The following is a 16,557-nucleotide window of genomic DNA, read 5'->3' on the forward strand; positions in this document are numbered from 1 at the left end:
AACTCCCCACCAGTTCGCGGGCTCGCGCGGCTTGGCCGCGGCCGGGGCCGCGTCCGATGCTCGACACGCTTCCCGATCCGCAGGCAGGAGCACGCATGCCCGAGCCCGCCGACGTCCACTTCCTCGAGACGGCCGCGACCCTGGTGCCGTCCGGCGCGCCCGCCCCGCCGGGCGCGCTCACCGGCGAGCGCTGCCTGGAGCTGTTCGACGCGCAGCTCGGCAGCCGGCACCTGGACCTCGCCGCCCGCCGCCTCCAGGCACAGGGCCACGGCTTCTACACGATCGGCTCGTCCGGCCACGAGGGGAACGCGGCCGTCGCCGGCGCCCTCCGCCCGGACGACCCGGCGCTCCTGCACTACCGGTCGGGCGCGTTCTTCCTGGAGCGGGCACGCCAGGTCCCCGGCCAGAACCCGCTCCGCGACGTCCTCCTCGGACTGGTCGCCGCCGCCGAGGAACCGATCGCGGGCGGACGCCACAAGGTGTTCGGCAGCCGCCCGCTGAACGTGATCCCGCAGACCTCCACCATCGCCTCGCATCTCCCGCGCGCGCTTGGCGTGGCCTTCGCGATCGAACGCGCCGCCCGGCTCGGCCTGGACTCGCCGTGGCCGCGCGACGCCCTCACCGTGTGCAGCTTCGGGGACGCCTCCGCCAACCACTCCACCGCCACCGGCGCCGTCAACGCCGCCGTCAACTGCGGTTACCAGGGCCTTCCCCTGCCGCTCCTGTTCGTCTGCGAGGACAACGGGATCGGCATCAGCGTCCGCACGGCGCCCGGCTGGATCCACGCCGCGTACGGCTCGCGGCCCGGCCTCGCCTACTTCCACGCGGACGGCTGCGACCTCGCCGACGCCCACGCCGTGGCGGCGCGGGCGGCCCGCTGGGTCCGCGAACGCCGCCGCCCCGCCTTCCTGCACCTGCGGACCGTCCGCCTGATGGGCCATGCCGGCTCCGACGTCGAATCGTCCTACCGGACCCCGGCCGAGATGGCGTCCGACCTGGAGCGCGACCCGCTCCTGCAGACCGCGCGGCTCCTCGTCGACCGCGGCGTCGCGACCGCGAAGGACATCGTCGGCATCTACGAGGCCAAGCGCGCGGAGGTCACGGCGCTGGCCGAGAAGGTCGCGCGCGCCCCGCGCCTGGCGTCCGCCGCGGAGGTCATGGCGCCGCTGCGGTACACCCGCCCCGGCGGAGGAGCGGAACGCGCGGAGGGGGAGCCGGTCACGCTGGCGCAGGCGATCAACCGGACGCTCGGCGACCTGCTGGACGAGCGGCCCGGCATGCTCGTCTTCGGCGAGGACGTGGCCCGCAAGGGCGGCGTCTACGGGGTCACGCGCGGGCTGGTGAAGCGGGCCGGGGCGGCGCGGGTGTTCGACACGATCCTGGACGAGCAGTCGGTCCTCGGCCTCGCGCTCGGGTTCGGGACGGCCGGGCTGCTGCCGGTCCCGGAGATCCAGTACCTCGCCTACCTGCACAACGCCGCCGACCAGATCCGGGGCGAGGCGGCGACGCTGCCGTTCTTCTCCTCCGGTCGGTACCGCAACCCGATGGTCCTGCGGATCGCGGGCTACGCCTACCAGAAGGGGTTCGGCGGCCACTTCCACAACGACAACGCCGTCGCCGCCCTGCGCGACATCCCGGGGCTCGTCATCGCGTCACCGTCCCGGCCCGACGACGCCGCGGGGATGCTGCGCGCGTGCGCGGACGCCGCCGAGCGCGAGGGGCGCGTGTGCGCGATGCTGGAGCCGATCGCGCTCTACCACGCCCGCGACCTGCACGAGGACGGCGACGGCGGGTGGCTGGCCCCGGCCGGCGGGACGGTCCCGATCGGGCGCGCGCGCACCTACGGGGACGGCGGCGACCTCACCGTCGTCACCTTCGCCAACGGCCTGCGGATGAGCCTGCGGGCGGCCCGCCGCCTGGAGGCCGCGGGCGTCCGGTGCCGGGTGGTCGACCTGCGCTGGCTCGCCCCGCTGCCGGCCGAGGACCTGCTGCGCGAGGCCCGCGCCACCGGCGCCGTCCTGGTCGCGGACGAGACGCGCCGCACCGGGGGCGTCTCCGAGGGTGTCCTGACCGCGCTCGCCGATGCCGGCTTCCGGGGACGCACGGCCAGGGTGACGAGCGAGGACAGCTTCATCCCCCTGGGAGACGCCGCCCACCACGTCCTGCTGTCGGAGGCCGCGATCGAGGAGGCGGCGCGGAGGCTCCTCACGGCGCCTCGATGACCGGGTCGCCGCCCAGGTAGGCGGCCTTCACCCGGTCGTCCTGGGCGAGCGCGGACGCCGGGCCCTCCAGCACGATCCGGCCGGTCTCCAGGACGTAGGCGCGGTCGGCGAGGCGGAGCGTCTGATGGGCGTTCTGCTCGACGATCAGGATCGTGGCGCCCTGGTCGCGGATCTCCCGCACGACCCGCAGCACCTGCTGCGCCGTCTGCGGCGCCAGCCCCATCGTCGGCTCGTCCAGGGCGAGCAGCCGCGGCCGCAGCATCAGCGCCCGGCCGATCGCGAGCATCTGCTGCTCGCCGCCCGACAGCAGTCCCGCGGGCTGCCCGCGCCGCTCGCCGAGCCGCGGGAACATCGCGTAGACCTCGTCCCGGCGGGCCGCGACGAGCGCCCTGTCGCGGCGCCGCAGGTACCCGCCGAGCAACAGGTTCTCGGCCACGGTCAGCGCCGGGAACACGCGACGCCCCTCCGGGACGTGCCCGAGCCCGGCCGCGACGACCCTGTGCGCGGCGAGCCGGGTGATGTCGCGGCCGTCGAACTCGACCCGCCCGGACCGGGCCCGGTGCAGGCCCGTGACGGTCCGCAGCGCGGTGGTCTTGCCGGCGCCGTTGCTGCCGAGCAGCGCGACGATCTCGCCCTCGCCGACCTCGAAGGAGATTCCGGACAGCGCCTCGACCTGGCCGTACCGGCTGCGCAGGTCGCCGACCCGCAGGAGCGTCACCGCAGCACCTCCGTGACGAGGTCGGTCTCCGGGTCGTCCGGCACGCCGAGGTAGGCGGCAATGACCCGCTGGTCCACCTGGATCTCCTCCGGCGGCCCCACCGCGATCGTCCGCCCGTGCTCCAGCACCGTCACCCGGTCGGAGATCGACATGACCAGCGCCACGTCGTGCTCGATCAGCACCACGGCGGCGCCGAGCGCGCTGATGCGGGAGATGAGCCCCATCAGCGCCCGCTTCTCGGTCGGGTTCGCGCCCGCGGCGGGCTCGTCCAGCAGCAGGACGCTGGGATCGCCCGCGAGCGCCCGCGCGATCTCCAGCCTGCGCCGGTCGCCGTAGGCGAGCCCGCCCGCCGGGCGGTCGGCCGCCTCCAGCAGCCCGACGAAGTCCAGGCAGCGGCGGACCGTGTCGAGGTCGGCGCGCGACAGCGGCCGCAGCAGGGCGCGGTCGCGGGCGAACCGGCCGATCAGCACGTTCTCGGCGACGGTCATCTCCTCGAACAGCCGGATGCTCTGGAACGTGCGCGCGAGGCCGGCGGCGGCGACCCGGTGCGGGGCGAGGCCGCGCACGTCCCGCCCGGCGAGCACGACCGTCCCGGCCGACGGCGCGATCATCCCGGTGACGCAGTTGAACGCGGTGGTCTTGCCCGCGCCGTTCGGGCCGATCACGCTCACGACCTGGCCGGCGTCCGCGCGCAGGGCGAGCCCGTCCACGGCCGTGACGCCGCCGAAGCGCCGGGACAGGCCGTCCACCTCCAGCAGCGTGCCCCGCGCGGCAGGAGGCTCGGGCGCGGGCCCCGCCTTCGCCGGGAGCCGCAGGCGGCGCGGCCGGTACGGCCAGACGCCCTGCGGCCGCAGGAGCACGATCAGGATGAGCAGCAGCGCGAAGAACAGCCCCCGGTACTCCTGGACGGTCCGCAGCACCTCCGGCAGCGCGACGATCACCACCGCGCCGACCATGACGCCGGGCCGGCTTCCCATCCCGCCGATGATGACCACGAGCAGGATCATCAGGGAGGTCAGGAACGTGAAGCTGGAGGGGTCCACGGTGCCGAGCTGAGCGGCGTTGAGCGGGCCCGCGACGGCCCCGACCATCGCGCCGAGCACGTACGCCAGCAGCTTCACCCGCCGCGCCGGGACGCCGACCGCCTCCGCGGCGGTGTCGTCGGCCCGGATGGCGCGCCACGCGTAGGCGAGCCGCGACCGGGCCAGCAGCGCCGTCGCGGCCAGCACGACGGCGAAGAACGCGAGCGCGAGGTGGAAGAAGTCCCTCGGCGTGACGATCTCCCGCCCGCCGACCGTCACCGGGGGGATCCCGGTCAGCCCGTTGGGGCCCCCGGTGACCTCCAGATTGATCACCGTGATCCGGATGATCTCCCCGAAGCCGAGCGTGACGATCGCGAGGTAGTCGCTGCGCAGCCGCAGCGTCGGGTAGCCGATGACCACCCCGGCGACCGCGGCGGCGGAGACCGCCACCGGCAGCGTCGGCCAGAAGCCCCACTCCAGCTTCAGCGTCAGCAGCCCGGAAGCGTACGCGCCGATCGCGAAGAAGGCGGCGAACCCGAGGTCGAGGAGGCCGGCGTACCCGACGACGATGTTGATCCCGAGCCCGAGGATCGCGTAGACCAGGATCGTCCCCGCGACGGTCAGCGCGTAGTCGTCGAGGGTCTGCCCGGCGACCAGCGCCAGCGCGATGAGCAGCGGCCAGCCGCCGTACCGGACGGCCGCCTCCCCGCCCGCGGGCCGCGGCGCCCGCGCCCTCACGCGCGCTCCACGACGCGCTCGCCGAACAGGCCGGTGGGTCTCAGCGCCAGCACCGCGATCAGCAGCCCGAAGATGATGACGTCCGTCCAGCGGGACGAGACGTACCCGGCCGAGAACGACTGCACGAGGCCGATGCACACGCCCGCGACCATCGTCCCCGGCAGGTTGCCGATCCCGCCGAGCACCGCGGCGGTGAACGCGCGCAGGCCGATGAGGAACCCCATGCCGAAGCTGATCTGCACGTAGTACAACCCGTACATGACGCCGGCCGCCCCCGCGAGCAGCGACCCGATGAAGAACGTCGTCAGGATCAGCCGCTCCACGTTGATCCCCTGGAGCCGGGCCGCGTCGCGGTCCATCGCCAGCGCGCGCATCGCGGTCCCCGTCACGGTCCGGGTGACGAACGCCCACAGCGCCGCCATCAGCGCCACCGACAGCACGACCAGGACGAGCTGCCCCCAGGTGACATGGACGGCGCCGCTGAGGATCCGGCCGCCGTCCAGCGCGTGCGGGTAGGACTTGAACCGGGCGTCGGTGAGCACCTTCACCCCCTCCTCCAGTGCCAGCGACACCCCGATCGCGGCGATCAGCAGCGCCAGGCGCGGGGACGACAGCAGCGGCACGTAGGCGGCCCTGGCGATGCCGGCGCCGACGACGCCGGTGGTCAGCGCGCCGACCACGACGGCGGCGAGGATGGCGGGCAGCGCCATCCCGCCGGTCGCGCCGAGCGCCGTCAGCGTCCCGAACCCGGCGAACGCGCCGATCATGAACACGTCGCCGTGCGCGAAGTTGATCAGCCGGACCACCCCGTAGATCATCGAGTAACCCAGCGCGATCAGCGCGAGGAACGCCCCGATCGTCAGGCCGTTCACGAGGTACTGGACGAATTCGCTCATCGGGCCCCTGATCAGGAGGTCTTGGCGTCCACCCAGGTGGCGCCGCTCTCGTCGAGCTTCTTGTAGGCGGTGAACGCGCCGTTCTGGACCTGGACGGTGATGTAGAGCGGGTCGGTCCGGTCGCCCTTGGCGTCGAAGGTGATCGGTCCGGTGATGCCCGGGAAGTCCTTGATCTTGTGGAGGGCCTCGGTGATCGCGGCGCCCCGGGTGGACCCGGCGTCGTCGATCGCCTTCGCGACGACCTTCACCGCGTCGTACTCGTACACCGAGAACGGCCCCGGGTCGGCGTTGTTCGCGGCCTTGTACGCCGAGACGAACGTCGCGGCGGCCGGCAGGTCCTTGGCCAGCGGCGCGGTGGTGGCGATGTAGCCGCCGGCCGCCGAGCCCGCGGTCTTCAGCACGGTGGAGTCGGTCGTGGCGTCCCCGCCCATGAGCGTGAACTTCAGCCCGAGCTGCTTGCGCTGCTTCATCAGGAGCCCCGCCTCGGCGAAGTAGCCGGTGAAGTACAGCACGTCCGGCCGCGTCGAGGCGATCTTGGTGAGCACGGGGCCGTAGTCGGACTGGCCGGGCTGCAGCGCGTTCTCGTAGACGACCTGGCCGCCCGCCCGCCTCGCCGAGTTCGCCGCGGCGTCCGCGAGCCCCTTGGCGTAGGTGGTGCTGTCGTGCAGCAGCGCGATCCGCCTGGCGCCGAGCGGCCCGGTCATGAACTTGGCCGCGACCAGGCCCTGGTTGTCGTCGCGCCCGCAGGTGCGGAACACCTTGCCCTTGCCGCTGTCGGTGAGGGACGGGTTGGTGGAGGCGTCCATCACGAACGGGACGCCGCGTCTGCCGTAGATCGGGATCGCGGGCACCGCCGCGCCCGAGCAGTACCCGCCGGCGACCGCCACGACCCCGCTGTTGAGCAGCTTCTGCGCGGCCTGCGCGCCCTGCTGGGCGCTGCACTGGTCGTCGGCCTCCACGATCTGGATCTTGCGGCCGTCCACGCCGCCGGCCTTGTTGATCTCGTCGGCGGCGACCTTGGCCGCGGCGAGGATGTCCTGCCCCGCCGAGGCCGAGTCGCCGCTCAGCGGCGCCGGGACGCCGATCTTGATGGCGCCCGAGCCGCCGGAGCCGCCCGACCCGCAGGCCGCGGCGAGCGGGACGAGCAGCAGGCCGGCGCCCGCCGCGGTGAACATCCGGAACCGGCGTCCGCGGTCCCGCGGGGTCAGTGGAGTCATCGGCGGCTCTCCGTCGCTCGTGGCCGGCAGGTCCTCGTGGTCCGGGATGGTGAAAGCGTGAAACGTCGGGGCACGGGCGTCGAGACGGGCAAGCATGCGATCTCATGCACTGATCGGTAAGCACCGCTTGCCCTCTGGCCACTCGACAGCGCGGCCGCGGCCTGGAAAGGATCTCCCCATGGCCGGTGTCCTGCTGCTCTCCGCGGCCGACGTGCGCGCGGTGTTCGACCTGCCCGCCGCGATCGCCTCGCAGCGGGAGGCGTTCGCCGCGCTCGGCCGCGGGCGGGCGCGGCTCGCGCCGCGGGTCCTGCTGGACGGGCCGGACGGCGACGTCGCCTTCGGCTACCTCTCCCGCCTGCCCGGCGCCGGCGCCGTCGCCAAGTTCGGCAGCGTCACCCCGGGCAACGCGGCGCGCGGGCTGCCGACCGTGGCGGCCCTGGTGACCGTCCAGGACCCGGTCGACGGGCGGCCCGTCGCGATCATCGAGGGCGAGGCCGTGACGACGCTGCGCACGTCGGCGGCGAGCGCGGTGGCGGCCGACCATCTCGCGGTGCCGGGGGCCACCCGCCTCGCGGTCGTCGGCTGCGGCGTCCAGGGCCGCGCGCACGTGCGGGCGATGGCCATGGTGCGTCCCCTCACCGAGGTGACGTTGGCCTGCCGACGGCCGGACACCTGCACCGCGGCCTCCGAGCTCGCGCGGGACCTGGAGCTGCCGGTCGGGGCCGCGGCGTCCGCCCGCGAGGCGGTCCGGGGCGCGCAGATCGTCGTCACCGCCACCACCAGCACCGAGCCGGTCGTCCTCGGCGCGTGGCTCGATCCCGGGTGCACGGTCGTGAGCGTCGGGTCCTTCGCCCCGGACCGGGCGGAGGTGGACGGCGAGGTCCTCACCCGCGCCGCATCGGTCGTGGTGGACGACGTGACGACCGCACTGGAGCACGCCGGCCCCGTGGTGGCCGCCGTGCGCGCGGGGGAGCTGGACCTCGGCCGGGTGCGCCCGCTGGGCCCGATCGTCGCCGGCCTCGCCGCCGGGCGGCGCTCCGGCGCCGACATCGTCTTCTACAACAGTGTCGGCCTCGGCGTGCAGGACGCGGCGGCGGCCTCCGTCATCGTCGACCGCGCCCGCGAGGCCGGCGCCGGGACGCTGGTGGAGCTCTGACCCCTCCGGTCCGCCGAGTACACTGGCCGTTCGATAGAGCGAACGTGAGCCGAGTGAGCGGACGAGGGGCGGGAGCGTGGGCGCGTCAGGGGAATCGGTGCGGGACGTGCTGGCCGGCAACCTGCGCCGCGCGCGGCTGGAGCTCGGCCTGTCGCTGTCGGAGCTGTCCCGCCGCTCCAAGATCGGCAAGGCGACGCTCTCCCAGCTTGAGGCGGGCGCCGGCAACCCCACGATCGAGACCGTGTTCAGCCTGTCGCGCGCGCTGGAGGTCCCCATCTCCGACCTGCTCGACCACCAGGAGCCGTCCGGGCTCACGGTGGTGCGGGCGGCGGAGGTGGAGGTGCTGAGCGGGGAGGGCGTCGACCTGCGGCCGCTGCGCGGGATCGAGTCCGGCGGCGCCTTGTTCGAGGTGTACGACCAGCAGGTCAGGACCGGCCGCCGGCAGGACTCGCTCGGCCACGTGGGAATGGAGCACACGATCGTCCAGTCCGGGCGGCTCGCCGTTCGGGTGGACGACCGGGACGTCGAGCTCGGGCCGGGCGACTACGTCGGCTTCGACGCGCGCCTGCCGCACAGCTACAGCGCCGTGGAGGGGCCCGTCCGGTCCGTCCTGCTGCTGCAGTACAGCGCTGACCAGCGGCTTCACGCCTCGCCCGGAACCCCGTCCCATCTGGTCGAAACGCCCTGAATCCGGGGTCGCCCGCGCGTTGACATCGCGCGCGGGACGCACTTACTCTCGGAATCGTTCGGTTTAACGAACGACGAACGGGAGGGTCGATGACGCGGGTCGTGGTACTGGGCGCCGGGATCATCGGCGCGGCCTGCGCCCGCGAGCTGGCCCTGGCGGGCTGCGCGGTCACCGTCGCCGACCGGGGCGGCCCCGCCGCCGGGACCACCGCCCACGGCGAGGGCAACATCCTGGTCTCCGACAAGGGGCCGGGCCCGGAGCTCGAACTCGCGCGGCTGTCGCGCGAGCTGTGGCCGGCCGTCCTGGACGGCGACCCGAACGCCGGCGGCGTCGAATGGGACGCCAAGGGCGGCATCGTCGTCGCCACCACCCCCGCGGGCGCCGAGGCGCTGACGGAGTTCGCCGGCGCTCAGCGCAAGGCCGGGGTGATCGCCGAGGACCTGGACGCCGCCGCCCTCGCGGCCGCCGAGCCCCACCTGACGCGCGACTTCGCCAAGGCCGTCCACTACCCCGAGGACGCGCAGGTCCAGCCCGCGGGGGCCGCCGTCGCCCTCCTGGCCGCCGCGGTGCGCGCCGGCGCCGTCCTGCGCACCGGGTGCGAGGTCCTCGGCGCGGTCCGGCGCGGCGGCCGTGTCACCGGCGTCCGCACCTCCGGCGGGACGATCGAGGCCGACGCGGTCGTCAACGCGGCCGGGCCCTGGTCGGGGGAGGTCGCCGCGCGGCTCGGCGTCCGGCTCGGTGTCCGGCCCCGCCGGGGCGAGGTCCTGGTGACCGCGCCGATGCCGCCGACCGTCTTCCACAAGGTCTACGACGCCGACTACGTGAGCGCGGTCGGCAGCGCCGCCGGGGACCTGCAGGCGTCCGCCGTCGTCGAGTCCACCCGGGCCGGGACGATCCTCCTCGGATCCTCCCGCCGCCGGGTCGGGTTCGACGACCGGATCCGCCCCGAGGTGCTGTCGGTCATCGCGGCCAAGGCGCTGCGGCTGTTCCCGTCCCTGGCCGGGGTGCCGGTGATGCGCGCCTACGGAGGGTTCCGCCCGTACGTCGACGACCACCTGCCCGTCATCGGCGCCGACCCGCACCTTGAGGGCCTCTGGCACGCCACCGGGCACGAGGGCGCCGGGATCGGCCTGTCCGCCGGGACCGCCGCCGTCCTGCGCGACCTCATGCTCGGCCGCGCCCCCGCGATCGACGCGGCGCCGTTCCGCGCGGACCGGCCCGCCGCCCAGTGCGAAGGAGAGACCCGATGAGCGCGCGACTCGTGCCCGCCGGCGGCGACCGGACCGGGCGCCGCCCCGACGTCCCGCTGCGGATCACCGTGGACGGCGAGCCCGTGGACGGCGTCGCCGGCCAGACCCTCGCCGGGGTGCTGCTGGCCGCGGGCCGCCGAACCTGGCGCCGGGGCCCCTCCGGCGCCCCGCGCGGCGTGTTCTGCGGGATCGGCGCCTGCTTCGACTGCCTCCTCACCGTCAACGGCGTCCGCGACGTGCGGGCCTGCCGCCGCCGCGCCCGCGACGGCGACGTCGTCGCGACCCAGTCCCGGGACGCCCGGTGAGCCGGCACGTCGTGGTCGTCGGCGCCGGGCCGGCGGGGCTCGGCGCGGCGGCGGGCGCGCTGCGCGCCGGCGCGCGGGTCACGCTGCTCGACGCGGCCGAGGAGCCCGGCGGCCAGTACCACCGGATGCCGCCCGCCGCGTTCGGCGCGACCCGCCCCGGCCGCCTTCACCACGGGTGGCGCGGCTTCGAGCGGGTGCGCGACCGCGTGCTCGGCCATCCGCGCTGCGCCTGGTGGCCCGAGAGCGCCGTCTGGTCCGTCGACCGCACCGAACAGGCGCCGCCGCACGTCCACGTGCTGCGAGGTGAGGCCGACGGCGCCGGACGGGAACGGCACGTCCTGCGCCCGGACGCGCTGGTGCTGGCGCCGGGCGCCCATGACCGCGTCCTGCCGTTCCCGGGCTGGGAGCTGCCCGGCGTCTTCACCGCCGGTGCGGCGCAGGCGCTGGCGAAGGGGGAGCGCCTGGTCATCGGCGACCCCGTCCTCATCGCCGGTTCTGGACCGTTCCTGCTCCCGGTCGCCGCGTCGCTGGTCGAGGCCGGCGCCACCGTCCTCGGGGTGCTGGAGGCCAACCCCGCCGCCACCGTGGCGCGCGGCTGGGCGGCGCGCCCGTGGGAGCTGGCGCCGCAGGCGGGCAAGGCGGCGGAGCTGGCCGGGTACGCGGGGCTGCTGGCCCGGCACCGCGTCCCGTACCGGACGGGCCGCGCCGTGATCGAGGCCCGGGGCGACGGGCGCGTCGAAGAGGCGGTCACGGCGCGGCTCCGCCACGACTGGTCGGTCGTGCCCGGCACCGAGCGCACCGTCGCGGTGGACGCGCTCTGCGTCACCCACGGCTTCAGCCCGCAGCTCGAACTGCCCGTCGCCGCGGGCTGCCGGCTGCGCGGCGGCGCCTTCACCGACGTCGACGACGACCAGCGCACCAGCGTCCCCGGCGTCTACGCGGCCGGGGAGATCACCGGCATCGCCGGGGCGCCCGCCGCCCGCACCGAGGGGCTGCTCGCCGGCTGGGCCGCCGGGGGAGGAGACAGCGGCGACCGCGCGGCCGCCGCCCTGCGCCGGCGCCGCGACCGGGCGCGCGCGTTCGCCGGCCGGCTCGCCGCCGCGCACCCCGTCGGCGCGGCGTGGCCCGGCTGGCTGCGCCCCGACACGATCGTCTGCCGCTGCGAGGAGACCGCCTACGGGACCCTCCTGCGCGCCGCGGACGGCGAGGCCGCCGGCTCCGCCCGCGCCGTCAGGCTCGGCACCCGCGCCGGCCTCGGCCCCTGCCAGGCCCGCGTCTGCGGCCCCACGGTCGCCGAACTGCTCCGCGACCGGGCGGGCGGGGGCGATCCCCACCGCCGGCCCGTCGCCCAGCCCATCCGGCTCGGCGAGCTCGCGAACCCTCCAGTTGACACACCCGACAAGAAAGAGAGCGCCCGATGAGCGACAGCAAGCTCCAGAGCCTCGGCGGCGTCATCGTGGCGACGGCCCTGCCCTACCGTGAGGACGCCGCCGCCCCCGCCGGGCTCGCCGTCGACCACGACCGGTACGCCGAGCACTGCCGCTGGCTCGTCGACAACGGCTGCCGCGGCGTCGGCCCGAACGGGTCCCTCGGCGAGTACTCCTCGCTGACCGACGACGAGCGCCGCCGCGTCGCCCGCACCGCCGTCGAGGCGGTCGGCCGGGACGGCGTCGTCGTGGTCGGCGTGCACGGCCCCGGCTCCCACCAGGCCCGGCACTGGGCGCAGATCGCGGCCGAGGACGGCGCCGACGGCGTGCTGTGCCTGCCGCCGACGATGTACCGGGCCAACCGCGGCGAGATCATCGCGCACTTCGAGGCCGTCGCGTCCGTCGGCCTGCCGGTCATGGTCTACAACAACCCCATCGACACCAAGGTCGACCTCACCCCGGACCTGCTGGCCGAGATCGCCCAGATCGACGGCGTCGTCGCGGTCAAGGAGTTCTCCGGCGACGTCCGCCGCGTCCTGGAGATCCGGGAGAGGGCCCCGGGCCTGGAGGTGGTCGCCGGCGCCGACGACGTCACCCTCGAAGCGCTGCTGATGGGCGCGACCGGCTGGTTCGCGGGCTTCCCCAACGTCTTCCCCGCCGAGTCGGCGCTGCTGTACGAGCTGGCCACCGCCGGGAAGCTGGAGGAGGCCCGCGCCCTGTACGAGCCGCTCGTCGCCGCGTTCCGCTGGGACTCGCGCACCGAGTTCGTCCAGGCGATCAAGCTCGGCATGGAGCAGGTCGGCCGGTACGGCGGCCCCTGCCGCCCGCCGCGCGGCCCGCTCGTGCCCGAGCACCGCGCCGCCGTCACCGCCGACATGGACCGCGCGATCGCGGCCCTCGCGCGGCGGCGGGCCGCCTGATGCGCTCGGCCCGGTCGATCAGCGCGGTCGACTCCCACACCGAGGGGATGCCGACGCGCGTCGTCACCGGCGGCGTCGCGCCCATCCCGGGCGCCACGATGGCCGAGCGGCGCCGCCACGCCGTGCGGCACCTGGACGGGCTGCGCCGCTTCCTCGTGGACGAGCCGCGCGGCCACCCCGCGATGAGCGGCGCCCTGCTCCAGCCGCCCACCCGCCCGGACGCGGACTGGGGCGTGGTCTACGTCGAGGTCAGCGGGTTCCTGCCGATGTGCGGGCACGGCACCATCGGCGTCGCGACCGTCCTGGTCGAGACCGGGATGGTGGAGGTGACCGAGCCGGAGACGATCGTGCGGCTGGACACCCCGGCCGGCCTCGTCGAGGCCCGCGTCGCGGTCCGCGACGGCGTCGCCGAGCACGTGACGCTCCGCAACGTCGCCTCGTTCGCGCTCCGGCGGGACGCCGTGGTGCCGGTGCCCGGGCTCGGGGACGTCCGCTACGACATGGCCTACGGCGGCAACTTCTACGCCATCACCGACCTCGAACCGCTCGGGCTGCCGTTCGACCGGGCACGCAAGGAGGACATCCTCCGGGCGGGGCTGGCGATCATGGAGGCGATCAACGGGACCGACCGCCCCGTCCATCCGGCCGACCCGCTGATCGGAGGCTGCAAGCACGTCCAGTTCCTCGCGCCCGGGTCGGACGCCAGGCGCTCCCGCAACGCGATGGCGATCCATCCGGGCTGGTTCGACCGGTCGCCCTGCGGCACCGGCACCTCCGCCCGCATGGCCCAGCTGCACGCCCGGGGCGAGCTGCCGCTGCACACCGAGTTCGTCAACGAGTCGTTCATCGGCACCCGCTTCACCGGGCGCCTGGTCGGCACCGCCGAGGCCGGCGGCCTGCCCGCGGTGATCCCCGAGTTCACCGGGCGGGCCTGGATCACCGGCACCGCCACCTACCTGCTCGACCCCGCCGACCCCTTCCCCGAGGGCTTCGTCCTCTAGAGGGCCGCCGGCTCCCCGAGCCCTTCACGGCGGCCCCCTGACCGCCGATCCACACCCACCTTGGTATTCCCCTGCACCAGTCGGGAGGGACCTTCATGTCCCAAGCCATGCCGAAAACACGACCACCGCGGGGCCCGGCCGGGTCCGCGCTGTTCACCCGGGCCGGAGTCTTCCGCCTGAAACCCGTCGACTCCTCGGAGGAGGAGACCCCGGGCGGCCTCCGCCGCACCATGGGGCTGTGGCAGCTCGTCGCGCTCAGCCTCGGCGGGCTCGTCGGCGCGGGCGTGTTCTCGCTCGCCGGCGTCGTCGCCCACGACGACGCCGGGCCCGGCGTGATGATCTCCTTCCTGATCGCCATCATCGCCAGTTCCGCCGCCGCGCTCTGCTACGCCGAGTTCGCCGGCACCATCCCGAAGGCCGGCTCCGCCTACACCTACTCCTACGCCGCGCTCGGCGAGGCGATCGGCTGGGCGATCGGGTGGGACCTGCTGCTGGAGTACACCGCGATCGTCGCCGTCGTCGCGATCGCCATCTCCGGCTACCTGTCCTACATCCTCGACCAGATCGGCCTGGACATCCCGGACTGGGCGCTCGGGGCGCCCGGCACCGGCGCCGGTCACAAGGTCGACCTGTTCGCCGCGCTGCTGTGCCTGCTCCTGGCGTTCGTGCTGTCGCGCGGGACGAAGGAGTCCGCGCGGTTCGAGACGATCCTCGTCGTGGTCAAGCTCGCCATCGTCGCGCTGGTCATCGTCGCGGGAGCGTTCCACATCTCGGCCGGCAACTTCAGCCCTTTCCTGCCGTTCGGCATCGGCGGCGCCGTCGCGGGGGCCGCCACCACCTTCTTCGCCGTGTACGGCTATGACGCCATGAGCGCGGCGGCGGAGGAGAGCGCCGAGGCCAAGAAGGTGCTGCCGAAGGCGATCGTCATCTCCCTGGCCATCGCCGCGGTCATCTACCTGCTGGTCTGCATCGTCCTGCTCGGCATGCAGGACTACCGGCAGATCGACGTCAAGAGCCCGTTCTCCAGCGCGCTCGCCTCGGTCGGCCTGGCCGGCCTCGGCACGGTCGTGGCGGTCGGCGCCGTCGTCGGCATCACCACCTCCGCGCTCGCGAACATGCTGGCGGTCACCCGCGTCTGGTTCTCGATGAGCCGGGACGGCCTGCTGCCCTCCTACTTCGCTCGGAACCACCCGCGCCGGCAGGTGCCGACCCGCGTCATCTGGCTCGTCGGCCTCGGCTCGGCCGTCATCGCGGGCCTGCTGCCCATCAAGGAGGCGGCCGACCTCACCAACATCGGCATCCTGATGGCGTTCATCGTCGTCGCGATCGCCGTCATGGTGATGCGCCGCACCCGCCCCGACCTGCCGCGCTCGTTCCGCACCCCCTGGGTGCCGGTGGTGCCGCTGGTCGGCATCGCCTTCTCGATCTGGCTGATCGCCAACCTCGACTGGATCACCTGGGTCCGGTTCGCGGTGTGGATGGTGCTCGGCCTGGTCGTCTACGCGCTGTACGGGTACCGCAACTCGGTGGAGAACCGGGCGCCGCGGTCAGCCCGCACCGCCCCGAACACCGAGGACGAAGGGAGCAGTTCATGACACCGGACCAGGCCGTCTCCGCGGCGGTCGCCGCCGCGCCAGGCTGGGCCGCGTCGCCGCCGGCCGAACGCGCCGCCCACCTGGCGGCGGTCGCGGACGCGCTGGAGGCCGCCCGCGGCGAACTGGTCGCGCTCGCCGACGAGGAGAGCCGCCTAGGCGAGGCGCGCCTGAACGGCGAGCTGACCCGCACCACGTTCCAGCTGAAGTTGTTCGCCGAGCAGGTCCTGGAGGGCGCCTTCCACGACGCGCGCATCGACCGGGCCGACCCGCAGTGGCCCACCGGTCCGAGGCCGGATCTGCGCCGCTGCCGGACGGCCGTCGGTCCTGTGCTGGTGTTCGCGGCGAGCAACTTCCCGTTCGCCTTCAGCGTCGCCGGCGGCGACACCGCGTCGGCGTGGGCGGCGGGCTGCCCCGTCGTGGTCAAGGCGCACCCCGGCCACCCCCGGCTGTCGCGCCGGACGGCCGAGGTGATCGCCGGCGCCGGGCTCCCGGACGGCGTGTTCGCCCTGGTCGAGGGCGAGGACGCCGGAGTCGAGGCCCTGCGGCATCCCGGCGTCGCCGCCGCCGCGTTCACCGGCTCCCAGCGGGGCGGACTCGCCCTCGCGCGTATCGCGGCGGAGCGGCCGGTGCCGATCCCGTTCTACGGCGAGATGGGCAGCGTGAACCCGTCCGTGGTCACGCCCGGCGCGGCCGAGGCCCGCGCCGAGGAGATCGCCGAGGGCTACGCGGCGTCCCTCACCCTGGGGGCCGGCCAGTTCTGCACGAACCCCGGCCTGCTGTTCGCCCCCGCCGGGCTGCCGGCGGGTATCGCGGCGCACCTGCGCGAAGCCGCCGGCGCGCCGATGCTCAACGAGCGGATCGGCGCCGGGTACCTGGCCGCGGCGGGCGCGCTGGGCGCCCGGCCCGGCGTGCGGCGCCTCGTCTGGCCGGACGAGGCGGACGCGCTGACGCCGCGCCTGCTCACCATGGACCTGGCGGCCTTCCAGGCCGACATCGACGCCGCGGCGGAGGAGTGCTTCGGGCCGCTCGGCCTCGTCGTCACCTACGACCGCCTCGCCGACCTCACCGGCGTCGTGGCCGCCCTGCCCGGCCAGCTCACCGCCTCGCTGCACGCCGAGCCGGAGGAGACCGGCGACCTCGCCGCGCTCGCGGCGGTGCTCGCGGGCCGAAGCGGCCGCGTCCTGTGGAACCAGTGGCCCACCGGTGTGTCCGTCACGCACGCGATGCAGCACGGCGGGCCGTACCCGGCCACGACGGCGCCCTCCACCACCTCGGTCGGCACGGCCGCGATGGAGCGGTTCCTGCGGCCGGTCGCCTACCAGGGCTGGCCGCAGGACCTGCTCCCGCCGCCGCTCCGCGACGACAACCCGTGGAAGGTCCCGCAGGCCGTCCGGTGAGACCG

General features: G+C 75.0%; 14 protein-coding genes. 10 read left to right on the forward strand and 4 right to left on the reverse strand.

Features of this window, described 5'->3' with window-relative positions; translation table 11 throughout:
- Positions 1–95 precede the first annotated feature (95 nt).
- Entirely contained in the window at positions 96–2,222 is a 2,127-nt protein-coding gene (locus AB0H37_RS23105; RefSeq protein ID WP_360615027.1) for a thiamine pyrophosphate-dependent enzyme, read from the forward strand.
- Here AB0H37_RS23105 and AB0H37_RS23110 read toward each other — a convergent pair.
- Genes AB0H37_RS23110 through AB0H37_RS23125 form a run of 4 tightly spaced genes read right to left on the reverse strand, consistent with a single transcriptional unit; the run spans position 2,206 to position 6,813 of the window.
- Complete coding sequence (locus AB0H37_RS23110) at positions 2,206–2,940, reverse strand: ABC transporter ATP-binding protein (RefSeq protein ID WP_360615029.1); 735 nt, start codon at positions 2,938–2,940, stop codon at positions 2,206–2,208. The two genes, AB0H37_RS23105 and AB0H37_RS23110, sit on opposite strands and share 17 nt — an antisense overlap.
- Positions 2,937–4,700 (reverse strand): branched-chain amino acid ABC transporter ATP-binding protein/permease, encoded by a 1,764-nt coding sequence (locus tag AB0H37_RS23115; RefSeq protein WP_360615031.1) that lies wholly within the window; start codon positions 4,698–4,700, stop codon positions 2,937–2,939. Before AB0H37_RS23115 ends, AB0H37_RS23110 begins: the two co-directional genes overlap by 4 nt.
- Positions 4,697–5,596 carry a branched-chain amino acid ABC transporter permease gene (locus AB0H37_RS23120; RefSeq protein WP_329091003.1) on the reverse strand — a complete coding sequence of 300 codons (900 nt, stop codon included), beginning with the start codon at positions 5,594–5,596 and terminating at the stop codon, positions 4,697–4,699. The genes AB0H37_RS23115 and AB0H37_RS23120 overlap by 4 nt, the downstream gene beginning before the upstream one ends.
- 11 nt (positions 5,597–5,607) lie before the next feature.
- A complete protein-coding gene (locus AB0H37_RS23125; protein ID WP_218935155.1) occupies positions 5,608–6,813 on the reverse strand; it encodes a branched-chain amino acid ABC transporter substrate-binding protein in 1,206 nt (401 codons plus the stop codon).
- Between the two features lie 178 nt (positions 6,814–6,991).
- Here AB0H37_RS23125 and AB0H37_RS23130 point away from each other — a divergent pair, with 178 nt between their 5' ends.
- The 9 genes from AB0H37_RS23130 (at position 6,992) to AB0H37_RS23170 (ending at position 16,552) form a co-directional block, all read left to right on the forward strand.
- Complete coding sequence (locus tag AB0H37_RS23130) at positions 6,992–7,969, forward strand: ornithine cyclodeaminase family protein (RefSeq protein WP_360615033.1); 978 nt, start codon at positions 6,992–6,994, stop codon at positions 7,967–7,969.
- 76 nt (positions 7,970–8,045) lie between these two features.
- The gene (locus AB0H37_RS23135) at positions 8,046–8,657 is read left to right on the forward strand and encodes an XRE family transcriptional regulator (protein WP_179834804.1); all 612 of its coding nucleotides are present in this window, start codon (positions 8,046–8,048) and stop codon (positions 8,655–8,657) included.
- A gap of 89 nt (positions 8,658–8,746) precedes the next feature.
- A complete protein-coding gene (locus AB0H37_RS23140) occupies positions 8,747–9,907 on the forward strand; it encodes an FAD-binding oxidoreductase (RefSeq protein WP_360615036.1) in 1,161 nt (386 codons plus the stop codon).
- Positions 9,904–10,212 carry a (2Fe-2S)-binding protein gene (locus tag AB0H37_RS23145; RefSeq protein ID WP_329090993.1) on the forward strand — a complete coding sequence of 103 codons (309 nt, stop codon included), beginning with the start codon at positions 9,904–9,906 and terminating at the stop codon, positions 10,210–10,212. The genes AB0H37_RS23140 and AB0H37_RS23145 overlap by 4 nt, the downstream gene beginning before the upstream one ends.
- A complete protein-coding gene (locus AB0H37_RS23150; RefSeq protein ID WP_360615038.1) occupies positions 10,209–11,633 on the forward strand; it encodes an NAD(P)/FAD-dependent oxidoreductase in 1,425 nt (474 codons plus the stop codon). Before AB0H37_RS23145 ends, AB0H37_RS23150 begins: the two co-directional genes overlap by 4 nt.
- Entirely contained in the window at positions 11,630–12,559 is a 930-nt protein-coding gene (locus AB0H37_RS23155) for a dihydrodipicolinate synthase family protein (RefSeq protein ID WP_179834807.1), read from the forward strand. Before AB0H37_RS23150 ends, AB0H37_RS23155 begins: the two co-directional genes overlap by 4 nt.
- On the forward strand, positions 12,559–13,560 hold the full coding sequence (locus AB0H37_RS23160; protein WP_329090988.1) for a proline racemase family protein: 1,002 nt from the start codon (positions 12,559–12,561) through the stop codon (positions 13,558–13,560). The genes AB0H37_RS23155 and AB0H37_RS23160 overlap by 1 nt, the downstream gene beginning before the upstream one ends.
- Before the next feature lie 95 nt (positions 13,561–13,655).
- Positions 13,656–15,155 carry an amino acid permease gene (locus AB0H37_RS23165; RefSeq protein WP_360615041.1) on the forward strand — a complete coding sequence of 500 codons (1,500 nt, stop codon included), beginning with the start codon at positions 13,656–13,658 and terminating at the stop codon, positions 15,153–15,155.
- Positions 15,152–16,552 carry an aldehyde dehydrogenase (NADP(+)) gene (locus AB0H37_RS23170; protein WP_360615043.1) on the forward strand — a complete coding sequence of 467 codons (1,401 nt, stop codon included), beginning with the start codon at positions 15,152–15,154 and terminating at the stop codon, positions 16,550–16,552. The genes AB0H37_RS23165 and AB0H37_RS23170 overlap by 4 nt, the downstream gene beginning before the upstream one ends.
- Positions 16,553–16,557: the final 5 nt, after the last annotated feature.

Source organism: Actinomadura sp. NPDC023710 (assembly GCF_040639875.1).
GTDB lineage: Bacteria > Actinomycetota > Actinomycetes > Streptosporangiales > Streptosporangiaceae > Spirillospora > Spirillospora citrea.

Bases quoted from the DNA above. Each gene is read 5' to 3' on its own strand.
- AB0H37_RS23120 (WP_329091003.1), bottom strand. From the start codon at position 5,596: ATGAGCGAATTCGTCCAGTACCTCGTGAACGGCCTGACGATCGGGGCG.
- AB0H37_RS23170 (WP_360615043.1), top strand. From the start codon at position 15,152: ATGACACCGGACCAGGCCGTCTCCGCGGCGGTCGCCGCCGCGCCAGGC.
- AB0H37_RS23105 (WP_360615027.1), top strand. From the start codon at position 96: ATGCCCGAGCCCGCCGACGTCCACTTCCTCGAGACGGCCGCGACCCTG.
- AB0H37_RS23130 (WP_360615033.1), top strand. From the start codon at position 6,992: ATGGCCGGTGTCCTGCTGCTCTCCGCGGCCGACGTGCGCGCGGTGTTC.
- AB0H37_RS23125 (WP_218935155.1), bottom strand. From the start codon at position 6,813: ATGACTCCACTGACCCCGCGGGACCGCGGACGCCGGTTCCGGATGTTC.
- AB0H37_RS23165 (WP_360615041.1), top strand. From the start codon at position 13,656: ATGTCCCAAGCCATGCCGAAAACACGACCACCGCGGGGCCCGGCCGGG.
- AB0H37_RS23155 (WP_179834807.1), top strand. From the start codon at position 11,630: ATGAGCGACAGCAAGCTCCAGAGCCTCGGCGGCGTCATCGTGGCGACG.
- AB0H37_RS23160 (WP_329090988.1), top strand. From the start codon at position 12,559: ATGCGCTCGGCCCGGTCGATCAGCGCGGTCGACTCCCACACCGAGGGG.
- AB0H37_RS23145 (WP_329090993.1), top strand. From the start codon at position 9,904: ATGAGCGCGCGACTCGTGCCCGCCGGCGGCGACCGGACCGGGCGCCGC.
- AB0H37_RS23140 (WP_360615036.1), top strand. From the start codon at position 8,747: ATGACGCGGGTCGTGGTACTGGGCGCCGGGATCATCGGCGCGGCCTGC.